At 62.8% G+C, this 10,272-nt stretch carries 8 protein-coding genes and 1 riboswitch (1 of these 9 only partly in view); of the genes, 3 read left to right on the forward strand and 5 right to left on the reverse strand.

Going from position 1 to position 10,272, the window contains the following annotated elements; all coding sequences use genetic code 11:
- Positions 1 to 10: 10 nt before the first annotated feature.
- Positions 11 to 589: a cupin gene (locus tag ACYU8T_RS15935; RefSeq protein ID WP_461160246.1), complete on the forward strand. Its 579-nt coding sequence runs from the start codon at positions 11 to 13 to the stop codon at positions 587 to 589.
- A gap of 4 nt (positions 590 to 593) precedes the next feature.
- Here ACYU8T_RS15935 and ACYU8T_RS15940 read toward each other — a convergent pair whose 3' ends face one another.
- Both ACYU8T_RS15940 and ACYU8T_RS15945 read right to left on the reverse strand, forming a co-directional pair.
- Positions 594 to 2,192 (reverse strand): ShlB/FhaC/HecB family hemolysin secretion/activation protein, encoded by a 1,599-nt coding sequence (locus tag ACYU8T_RS15940; RefSeq protein ID WP_461160247.1) that lies wholly within the window; start codon positions 2,190 to 2,192, stop codon positions 594 to 596.
- A gap of 66 nt (positions 2,193 to 2,258) precedes the next feature.
- Positions 2,259 to 3,314, reverse strand: coding sequence for a hypothetical protein (locus ACYU8T_RS15945; protein WP_461160248.1), 1,056 nt, complete (start codon positions 3,312 to 3,314; stop codon positions 2,259 to 2,261).
- 231 nt (positions 3,315 to 3,545) lie between these two features.
- Positions 3,546 to 3,623: riboswitch (cyclic di-GMP riboswitch) on the reverse strand.
- 230 nt (positions 3,624 to 3,853) lie between these two features.
- Between ACYU8T_RS15945 and ACYU8T_RS15950 the strand changes: the two genes are divergently transcribed.
- Positions 3,854 to 4,804, forward strand: a complete 951-nt coding sequence (locus ACYU8T_RS15950; RefSeq protein ID WP_461160249.1) for a hypothetical protein — start codon at positions 3,854 to 3,856, stop codon at positions 4,802 to 4,804.
- A 404-nt stretch (positions 4,805 to 5,208) separates the two neighbouring features.
- Here the strand turns inward: ACYU8T_RS15950 and ACYU8T_RS15955 are convergent, their stop codons facing one another.
- The 3 genes from ACYU8T_RS15955 to ACYU8T_RS15965 form a co-directional block, all read right to left on the reverse strand.
- Positions 5,209 to 6,411 (reverse strand): replication initiator protein A, encoded by a 1,203-nt coding sequence (locus ACYU8T_RS15955; RefSeq protein ID WP_461160250.1) that lies wholly within the window; start codon positions 6,409 to 6,411, stop codon positions 5,209 to 5,211.
- 211 nt (positions 6,412 to 6,622) lie between these two features.
- Positions 6,623 to 7,714: a ParB/RepB/Spo0J family partition protein gene (locus tag ACYU8T_RS15960; RefSeq protein ID WP_461160251.1), complete on the reverse strand. Its 1,092-nt coding sequence runs from the start codon at positions 7,712 to 7,714 to the stop codon at positions 6,623 to 6,625.
- A 221-nt stretch (positions 7,715 to 7,935) separates the two neighbouring features.
- Positions 7,936 to 9,132, reverse strand: coding sequence for an AAA family ATPase (locus ACYU8T_RS15965; protein ID WP_461160252.1), 1,197 nt, complete (start codon positions 9,130 to 9,132; stop codon positions 7,936 to 7,938).
- Between the two features lie 193 nt (positions 9,133 to 9,325).
- Between ACYU8T_RS15965 and ACYU8T_RS15970 the strand changes: the two genes are divergently transcribed.
- Positions 9,326 to 10,272: the 5' portion of an aldo/keto reductase gene (locus ACYU8T_RS15970; RefSeq protein WP_461160253.1), read on the forward strand. It continues 73 nt past the right edge of the window; only the first 947 of its 1,020 coding nucleotides appear in the window; the start codon lies at positions 9,326 to 9,328; its stop codon lies beyond the right edge, outside the window.

Consider the following 10,272-nt stretch of genomic DNA (forward strand, 5'->3'; position numbering starts at 1 on the left):
CGTGAGAAGAATGACGGCGGAACCATGGATCGCGATTGCCGGTTCGGCGCTTTCACCCCCGATCACCAAGGAGGCGCGCGTGCAGGTCGAAACCTATTTGCTGGCGGAACATGATTGGGTGCCGAACAATGGCCGCCTGCCGGTCATCCTCTACCGGCGTGCGATTGCTCCCGCATCGTGCGAGGAGACGGCGCGCGCCTTTGAAGAGGCCTTTGCGCGGCATGGATGGCCCGCGCAGTGGCGCGACGGCATCTATGACTATCATCATTATCATTCGACTGCGCATGAGGTGCTGGGCATCGCGGCGGGCACGGCGCTGCTGATGATCGGCGGCCCCGGCGGGCGCGAGATCGACGTGAGCGCGGGGGACGCCCTGCTGCTGCCCACCGGCACGGGACATTGCGCGCTGAAGAGCAGCGAGGATTTCCTGGTCGTCGGCGGTTATCCCGAGGGGCAGCAATGGGACATATGCCGCGCCGCGCCTGACGAGGAGGCGCGGGAACGCATGACCACCCTCCCCTTCCCCGCCTCCGATCCGCTTGATGGACCCGGCGGGACGCTGAACGATCATTGGAAGGCGGCGCTGTAGCGCCTTAATGTCGCAGCTTCACATACCAGCCGATGTTGAAGCGCCAGCCGCGATCTCCGCCCGCAAAGGCCTGGTCGATCACCCGCGCGCCTTCCAGGCTGAGCGACGCGTGCGGATTGTAGACGATCCGTACCCCGCCGCCTGCCGAGGCAAGGTCATAGTCAGCGGCGGGCAGGGCCGCGCGTTCGAGCACGCGAATCTTTGCGCCATCGATGAAGCCGTAGACTTCGCTGTCCTTGAGCTTGGCGGCGATGTCGGGACGCCACGCCAGCTCCAGCGATCCTGCCGCACCTCGATCGCCGCTGAGCACCGCCGTATCGAACGCCCGGCCGAATTCGGGACCGCCGATCGCGAAGCGCTCGTTTCCTGAAAGCCGGTCCGCGCTATATTGTCCGGCGAGGCGCAGCCGTCCGACGAAACGCTTGCCCAGCATCCGGTCATAGCCCACCCGGCCCGTCACCTTGGTAAAGACAGGATCGGTAAAGCCCGGCGTACCGCGCGCGTCCAGGATATCGAGGCCGCGGCCAAGGTTAAGCGACGCGCTGAAAACGCTTTTTTCGTTGATAGCCGAGTAGCCGACCGCCGCGCGTGCTGCCCGAATGTGATCTGATGACAGCACCGAACCCAGTAGCGCAGCATCGCTGTTCAACCCGTCCAAGCCAGCGCTGACGGTAAGATTACGCTTGTAGCCTCGAATTATCGGGTAGCTGAGCGAGGCTCCGAGCGTCCAGGCTTTGCCAGTGATCGGAAAATCCTTCAGCCTTGTGTCCAGATGGGAAGCTGCAAGGCCGAAGGTCAGGCCGTCCGAACCCAGCGGTGTTTGATGGCTGAGCCCGGCATAGCGATAGCGCTTGAGGTCGGTCGCCGCGAGCAAGGTGACATCGGTGCGATCGCCATCCCGCAGCAGGCTGAAAAGCTGGCCCGTCGCGCGGAGTTGGCCGGTGCCCAGGCCTGCCTGGGTCCGATTGTCGATGCCGAAGCTGAAATTGCTGTATTTGCGTTCCGGCGTGACGGACAGTTGAACGGCGCCTGCTTCCCTCCCCCTATTGAGGCCCACATCGACCTTCGCGCCCGGAATGTCGCGCATCAGGGACAGATAGCGCTCCAACGACCGGCGGCTGAGCGGCTTTTCCTTGCGCAGCCGCTCGGCATAGGCGCGGACGAGCGGACTGGCGCCCTTGGGATAAGTGATATCCTCGACAAAGCCTTCGGCGAGCAACAGCTTCACCCGGCCGCTGGACAAATCCTGCTGGGGAATGGCGACGGTGTAAAGCGCGACGCCGCTCTTGCTATAGGCTTTCGACACGGCCTCCGCGAGCGCCTTGAGATTTTCCCCCGACGCTGGCTTGCCGAGATAGGCCTTTGCTGCCTGGGCAACGCGTTCGGGAGCCTCGACGCCGACAAAGTCGATGGCCTGGATGATCGTGCTATTGTCGCCCGCCTGCACGGCTATGCGGCCGGACGTGGGCGGCGGCACTCGCTGGCCCTGCCCCTCCCCGGGCCGAGGCTGCGTCGCCTGTTCGATCAGCGGGGGAGCAAGCGAGGTCGGGGAAGTCTGGGCAGCCAGCAGCCAGGGCGCCGCAGCCGAGATAAGCGCAGCCATCATAGAGGAATGTCCTGGGAAGAAGTGTCCGGAGGCACGATCAGCAGCGCGCCTCCGGAAGGATGGTCAGGGCCTTGTGAGGTTCAGCCCGCTCGTCAGGCTATTGAGCGTCCCGGACACGGTGCCCGTCACCGGCGCGAGAAGCCCGCCTGGAGATGCCGTCGCGCCCGCTCCAGCAGTGGCTCCACCTGTCGTGGCGCCTGCTGCCACCCCAATGGGCGCAAGAGCCTGCCCGGCGGTTTGTTGCACGGTCGAGGTGAGGCCCGATGTGGTGGAGGTCACGCCATTGACGACCGATGTGACGGGCGCGAGCAGTCCGCCAGTGCTTCCGCTGCCGGTCGCCGGCAAGCCGCCGGGCAATAGGTTCGCCTCGACGACGGCGGGGCTTCCGTTACCCAGCAATTGATTGCCGCCCAGCGCCACATCAAGCAAATTGGACGCAATGCCGCCGGTGGGCGCGGTGATATTGGTGACGCGGACGTCGGCTATGCCATTCACGTCGGCAAGCACGGTGTTGCCCGCGTTCAGCACGCCAACGGAGGCGACAGTGCCCACCGGTTGCGTATTGCCGAGCATACCGACGCCGATCGCGCCTGTCGTGCCGTTCAGCCCTTCTATGACGGTCCGGCCGCCAACATCGATGCTGACCAGATCGCCTACGACGCCTTGAGCGCCCTGAAGCAACAGCGTCCGGCCCTCGCCTGCATCCACGAGCACCGTGCCGGTATCGGTGAGAACGCGGGTGATCGTGCCGGTCACAGGTTGCAACAAGGGTAGCGCGGTTGCCACCGGGGTCGTCACACTGCCCTGCCCGTCCGAAACGCCGAGCACAGCATTGCCTGCGGTCACCAGTACGGGAGACAGTTGGCCGAGAGCAGCGCTTGTCGCGCCGCCGCTGCCTGTTCCGCCAGAGCCCGAACCACTCCCGCCTCCCGTTCCCGATCCGCCTGTTCCACCGCCGGTGCCAGTGCCGCCACCTGTTCCGGAACCGCCGTCCGTTCCAGTGCCCGATCCTCCGCCTGTACCGCCGCCACTCCCGCCGCTGCCCGAGCCTGAACCCGGGTTACTTGCTCCAACAGTCGCGATGCGCGTGCCGCCGCTGCTTTCACAGGCGCTCAGCACCAGCATGAGGCCGGAACATGCGGCCAGGGTTGCAAATGCGCTTTTCCGCGCCGTTCGATCGCTGGGTAGTCCGTGTGCCACAAACCTTCTCCTATCTGATCCAGCATTGCTTGCTGACGCAGACGAGGCCACGCGAACGGGTCGAATAGGCATGAGGCGTGCAGATGCGCTGCCCTATTATATTTATAAGTGACGACGGACGTGCACTGATTTAACCTGAACCTCGGCTCCTTCGGCGGCCCCGCTACCTTGCAAGCAAGGCCGGAAACTTTGCGTCCCGATGTCACCATCGGTTTGCCTTTGTCGGGATCGATCCTTCAGCCGTAACGCCCAAATGCCGGCTTGGTTCTGTGGCATGATGAAAAAATCTCATTTTTATGGTTACTTTTCATGGTGATGGAATTTCAGACGTGCTTTCGCTTTTTGATCTGCTCCCGTTAGCCCTGCCTCGCAGGTCTGCTGCATCCATAACGCACCAAAAAGCACCTGCAACCAACATATCTGTTTGGTTGTACGCCTTATCTTGCTAAGCCCGATGAATGCTGGGTTTTTCGTCATCTGCAGAGCAGGCGCTATTATTGCTCGGAAGGCTGGACGGACGGCTTGCCAACAGTCCTGCGACCGACATCTGGCTCGCGCGAGCGCGGGTGAAGGGCGCTGCGGCACTTGCCAGCGTGGCGTCGGTGCCGATCGATGTCAGGGATCTGGAGGATTGGATTTGCGGCCGCACACCTCCCCCACGGCATAGTGAGGGGTTGAACGACCCGCTGTCGATCGCGGCGCTTGTCCATTTCGCCCTTTCGGCCAGCGAAAGCCAACGAGATCCCATCGCGCGCGCGACACTCAATATATCGCGGCAGCTTCTGGACGACCGGAAGGAAGCTGAAATATGGGCGCCGGACGATCTGGCGCGCTTCGGTCCTGCCTGGCGGGCCGTCCAAGCCTTGGTGGAGGCGCCCTACCCTGCTTCGAGTGTCCACGCCGTGGCGGAGCGGCTCATCGCTGCGCGGGAGGGCTTGGCCGCGCCAGCCAGCGGTGGTCAGTTGCTGACGACCGCGGATGGGCGGCAGTTGCAGATCGACCCGCGCCAGCCAGACCTTGGATGGGTAATCGCGGCGCATGTTCCAGCTGCCCTCGAGGCATCTGGGCTGACGTTGCGGCGGTTGCCCTCATTCGTCGACCTTCCCCGTTTTCCCGGCATTGATGCGCCGACGCTGACGGGCCAGCTGTTCAGCATGATTCAAAGGCAGGCAGCGCAAGGGTTGGCAGAATTGAACCGGCTTGAGGCGAGGCTGAAGAAACTGCCCGACGAGCTTCCCGTAACCAAACGGAGCAAGGCACCCCTGCTGATGCGGCTGGAACTGGCCTATCCCGGGTTGAGCAAGATGGCGGTCGCCCGCCTGCTCGGCATCTCGCACCAGGGAGCGACCAAGTTGGTCGCGCAGATTGCCTCTTCTCTTCTCTCCAACAACCAGAAAATCTCGGGTTAGTTACAGGGTTTATAAGGAAGTTAGAGAGTTACGGCCGCAGGAGCAGGGCACGAATCGTTGAAGATGCACGAGTCGGGCCAAGCTGCCTGTTCCCGAAAGGTCGGCTATCCGTTCCCGGAGTGTCGAGTGACGCGTTCCTGAAGTGTCGGGCTATCGTTCCTGAAAGACCGTGTGCCGTTCCCGGAATGTCGATGGTGCCGTTCTGAAGCTGCTCTCTCCACCGGGATTGAATCAGTTGCGCAAGATGGCTGCTAAATGTCGTTCAAAAGCTGTGGATGAAATGTAGTCGCAGAGATGCGTTCGAAATTGTGATCGATCAAGCGGGGAGCGCTACCGACACTTCGGGAACGGCTTACGAAATGTCACGGTGATAACAGAGGCCCCGTCTTATCTGCGGCGGGCGGTCAGAGGGTGTGCCGGTTCTTTTCGTGGAAGCGGCGCACGAAGCCGATGAAGGCCTTCTGATAGTTTACTGGGGTGCGCGTGGGATCAGCGTCGAGCCAGTTGCGGAAATCCTGATGGAGCGACTGATAGTCCCAACCCGGACAATCGGCGCGCAAAGTGGCCAATGTGGCGTCCGTCAATTCACCGGCCGTCACTCGGGAAGAAAGACCAGTGACGGTGCGGCGGATCACGTCGGAAGCGTCGAACAAGGGCTCGGCGTCGCCTTTTGCCGATAAGCGGGCTGCCGATGGCGCTCCATTCACCGACGTCGTTTTGGTAGCCGTGGGCTTTGCAGCGGGGGATTTGCTCGTCGCCTTGGCCGCTTCCACTATGCGGCGGCTCATGCGCAGGGAAGGCTCGCGCTTGCCCTGCGGTTGTTCGAGGAGCAGGGTGTAACCGGGTAGCGGGTCGCGTTCGGCGATCTTGGCGATCTCGAACTTGAAGCGGCGATAGGCGCCTTCTGCGCCGGACTTTTCGAACAGGGTGGGCATCGAAATGGAGAAGCCCCCCTCCCCCGCCCCACCGGCATGCTTGCGCGCTACCTTGTAGAGCCAGCGCTCCCGGCCGCCGGTCAGGTCGAAATAGGCGCGGTCGATGGACAGGACGCCGCCCTGCATCAGCACGCCTTCATAGAACCAGTTGCTGAGTTCGATCGTCATCCCGCGCGAACGTTCGGTGCGTTCGTCGACAAGCTGGGTCCAGCCATCAAGCCAGCTGAAGGTTGCCTCCCGGCGATTTTCGGCGCGGATGTTGGTCTTGATCGTGGTGGAGACGAGCCGGTCCAGCGATTGGCCCAGCAATTCATAGGCGCGGCCAGTCGTCGGACGGTGGATTGCGCGCAGCAGATCATAAGGCATGAGATGCAGTTTGCGCGGCACGTCGTTGACCCCGCGCCGCGCCATATCGGCGAGGACGGAGGCGCAATAGATGAGAATGTCGGCGTCCCAGATGGTGGCCATGCCATAATCGGGATTGGCGGAGACATGGACCCAGGCTTTGCCGTCAGGAGACGTGTAGTCGATCGGCTTGACCCGTTTCGACTTGGCGAGGCTGAAGAAGGGGCGCTCCATCATCTCTCGCTGATCGCGCAGCGGCATGTCCGCGATGTAGGGGAGGAACAGTTCAAACTGGTCCGTAAGCTCTGCTTTGCCGTTGCGGGTCATGGGTGGTTCCTTGGCAAAGGCAGAGCGGAATCAGTGTTTTCCCGGGGAAACAATGAATGAATTGGCGAGAAAAGACGGATTCCGCAGGAGGGGAGGGGCAGGCCCTCCTCGGGACGGGCAAGTTGTTTCCCCGGGGAAACAGGGCGTGAGGGATAGGCGAGCGCCAAGTCCCGCTCCATTCCTGCTCTGCCGATATGCCCCCCCGAGCGCGTCACTGCTGCAAGCCCATCCCTTGCCGTTCGAGATGTTCGAGCGTGTCGCGGAGCGCCATTGCCAATGTTTCCATGTCGGCACCCGACCCCGCGTGAAAACGGATGGTGATGCCCTGCCGATTAACCGACTGCACGGTGAGGGCAGGGCGACCATAGCGCGTGGTCCAGGTAAAGGGATCCTCCTTCGGCTGCGACACGGCCACGCGCGGGGCGTCGAGCAGGCGTTTAAGGACTTCGGCCCCCGGGATCGGTGGAGCACCGGCGACGCGGCGTTCCCGTTGTGTCGTAGCGAGCCGGACTGCTTCGGCGCGGACAGCCGCAGCAGCGTTCGGATCGTCCAGAGCCTGAGCCAGCGGGTAAGCGGGCTTCAGCTGAACATCACCGGGCGAGGGGAAAGCTTCGATGATGTCGTCGGGAATGCCCGCGACCTTGATCATCTTGCTGAGCCAGCCCTTGGACAGCTTCAGCCGCTCCGCCATGCGCGTCAGATGGCTGCCATAATGCATGCCGAGCGCTTCCGCATAATTGCGCGCGCGCTCAAGATCGGTGACGTCCTTGCGCGCGCGGTTTTCGAGGTCCGCAAGACGGAAGGCCGCCTCGTCATCCAACTGGGCGACCTGCGCCACGAACATCATGTCCGGGTAGCTATGCGCGCGGAGCCAACTGATCGAGAAATGGCGGCGCGTGCCGGCGATCACTTCATAATCATAGTCCGGATCGCCCTCGACCCGCCGCACGACCGCGGGCACTTTCTGGCCACCCTCCGCGATGATGGAGTCGATCAGCTCGCGGCAATTGTCCTCGGTAAGATGCGAATATAGCCGCGCATTGCCGCGCCATATGCGCACGCGGGCGGGATCGAGCAGCAATTGCGTGACTTGCCGCACCTCGCCCGACGCGAGCCGGGCAAGAGCCGTTTCGCGGCCGAGCAGCGTTGCGCCGCGCGCGCGCTCGGGGCGAGCCGGGGGAGGGGAGGGGGGCGACGTTTCGGCCTCGGCCACAGGCGGGCTGTCAATCGCTGGAGCGGTGGCGGGGTTTTCCGCCTCGTCCGACAAGAGCGCTGCCAGATAGTCCGATTGCTTACGCGCCATGGGCTTGTCCTCCGATTCGCGGGGAACATATGGTGAACAGGTCCGTGTAGGACAGTGTTGATTTTGGTTCACGCGGAGACACGGAGACGCGGAGGAGTTGTGGCTGCGGCGTAGCCGCACCTTTCATGCGTGCGGCTTCGCTGCACCGAACAGTTGAGCAGAGAGTTTCGCCTACGGAGCGCCATATCTCAGCGCCTCGGCGTCTCCGCGTGAACAAAGCCTCACGCTGCATTGACGATATCCTCTTCCCGCGCAGGCGCGACGCGGCCCCAGCCCTGGCGGACAAGCGCTTCGATCTGCCCCATGGCCTCGTCCAGATTGGCGCGGCAGCGCTTGTGGGTGCGCGGCGTCCCGATCGGCTTTTCGAGCTCATAGACGGTCATCATGCGCAGCGCCGCATGGCTGATTTCCGCGCTGTCGAGGATGGGAATGGGGAGCAGGGCAGGGCCGAAGCTCTGTTCCATGATCGCGCGGACCATCGAGTGGCTGGGATCATTGCTGTCGAATTTCGAGCAGAGCAGCCGGACGAACTGATAATCGACTTCAATACCCGCCGTCTGCAACTGGTTAATGACCTGATCCATCATCGAGAGGAACTGGACGGTCGAGCAGAAGTCGGGCGTCGTCGCGGCGAGCGGGACCAAGAGGGCGTTCGCCGCCTGCATCACCGCAAGGCTGATCGTGCCCAGCGCTGGCGGCGGATCGAGCAGCACGACATCATAATGGCGGGCGAGGTCCATCAGGCCCTGCTTGAGCTTGCGAAACCGCGCAGCGAGGACGGAACCGCCGTCGCTGCCCGCCGCCGCCAGCTCATATTCTACGTCGAACAGTTCAAGGTTTGACGGGATCAGATCGACATTGGGCCAAGCGGTATGCTTCACCGCATAGAGCAGATCGACCTGCGTCGGATCGATCGACAGATAGGGATAGAGCGTCTCTTCCCGCTGGATATTGAAATGCGGGTTGAAGCCGAACAGAGTGGTAGTGGTCGCCTGACTGTCGCAATCGACGACGAGCACCCGATAGCCTTGGACCGCGAAATAATGCGCCAGATGCGTGGTGACGGTCGATTTGCCGACGCCGCCCTTGAAATTCTGCACTGCGATGATCGCGGGAATGTCGAGCGGGGCGCGTTCGGGCGAAGCGCCCAGCACCTGCCGCATATTCAGCAGTTCCTCGACCCTGTAACCGGGACGTCTGCCATTTTCGGTCGGCGGGGCAGGGGGGAGGCGGCCATCTTCCTCCGCCATGCGAATCCGATTCGTGGAGCAGCCGAGCAGTTGCGCGGCTTCGGCGATGCCAAAGCGGACGTTGAGTTCCTTTCGGCTGTCAGGCAGAAAAGCCTTGCGGCGCAGCCTTTCGACCATCTTTTCGCCGGCTTCGGCCAGATCGCCGATCTGGCTCACTACTGCGTTCATTTCCGACCCCGACGCCCAAGTTGAAGCTCAATCGGGAATGCTATCGCAGAAATCCTTCAAATCCGCAATCTTTGCTGAAATATGATGCGGCGGCTTGAACTGGCCGCCCTGATTGTCAAAATTGCGTCATCAAGGCCGTGGCAAGAAGCTCCGGCCCGCTAAGCAGCGCAAGCGCATATGATTGGGGATGCACATGCCCGCAAAACTGCCGGTCCGCCATCTGGGCCCGCTTTCCGTATCGGCGATAGGGCTTGGGTGCATGAACCTCAGCCATGCCTATCTGCCACCGCCGGACCCGGAGCAGGCGGAGCGATTGTTGCTGCACGCGATCGATTCGGGGGTCACCTTCTTCGACACGGCAGCGATTTACGGCTTTGGCCAGAATGAGGAATTGCTGGGCCGCACATTGATGCACCGGCGCGGCGAATTCACGCTGGCCAGCAAATGCGTGCTTGGCGAAGTCGACGGACGGCGCGTGCTCGATGGGTCTCCGCAAGCGATCGCCCAGGTGCTGGACCAGGCGCTCCGGCGTTTGCGGGTGGAGCAGATCGACCTCTATTATATGCACAGGCTTGATCCCAAGGTGCCGGTGGAAGAATCGATGGGCGCTCTGGTACGCGCCGTGGAGGCGGGGAAGATCCGCGCGATCGGCCTGTCCGAAATGTCCGCGCCGACGATCAGGCGCGCCCATGCCGTCCATCCCATTGCCGCCGTGCAGACCGAATATTCGCCCTGGACACGCAATCCCGAAATCGCGGTGCTGGATGTTTGCGCTGAACTGGGCATCGGCTTTGTCGCCTTTTCGCCGGTTGGACGGGGCCTGCTTGCCGGGCGGATCGGCAGGGAAGGGGTGGAGGAGGGGGATTTGCGGACCGGCATGCCCCGGTTCCAGCCACCCCATCTTGGACGCAATCTCGATCTTTACGACCGGCTGCGTATGCTGGCCGATGAAGCCGGATGCAGCAGCGCGCAGCTGTGCCTCGCCTGGCTGCTTGCCAAGGGCGACTCTATCGTGCCGATTCCCGGCACCACCAACATCGCCCATCTGGATGAGGATTTGGCGGCGATTCACCTTGATCTGCCCCCTGCTATATTGGCGGCGGTTGATGCGCTGTTTCCGCCGGGCGCGGCTTCGGGCGG

It is taken from the genome of Sphingobium sp. TomMM35A, from assembly GCF_054771735.1.

What these genes read in the sequence shown, in the direction of transcription:
- ACYU8T_RS15935 (WP_461160246.1), top strand. Translation starts at nt 11, where the DNA reads ATGACGGCGGAACCATGGATCGCGATTGCCGGTTCGGCGCTTTCACCC.
- ACYU8T_RS15940 (WP_461160247.1), bottom strand. Translation starts at nt 2,192, where the DNA reads ATGGCTGCGCTTATCTCGGCTGCGGCGCCCTGGCTGCTGGCTGCCCAG.
- ACYU8T_RS15950 (WP_461160249.1), top strand. Translation starts at nt 3,854, where the DNA reads ATGCTGGGTTTTTCGTCATCTGCAGAGCAGGCGCTATTATTGCTCGGA.
- ACYU8T_RS15955 (WP_461160250.1), bottom strand. Translation starts at nt 6,411, where the DNA reads ATGACCCGCAACGGCAAAGCAGAGCTTACGGACCAGTTTGAACTGTTC.
- ACYU8T_RS15960 (WP_461160251.1), bottom strand. Translation starts at nt 7,714, where the DNA reads ATGGCGCGTAAGCAATCGGACTATCTGGCAGCGCTCTTGTCGGACGAG.
- ACYU8T_RS15965 (WP_461160252.1), bottom strand. Translation starts at nt 9,132, where the DNA reads ATGAACGCAGTAGTGAGCCAGATCGGCGATCTGGCCGAAGCCGGCGAA.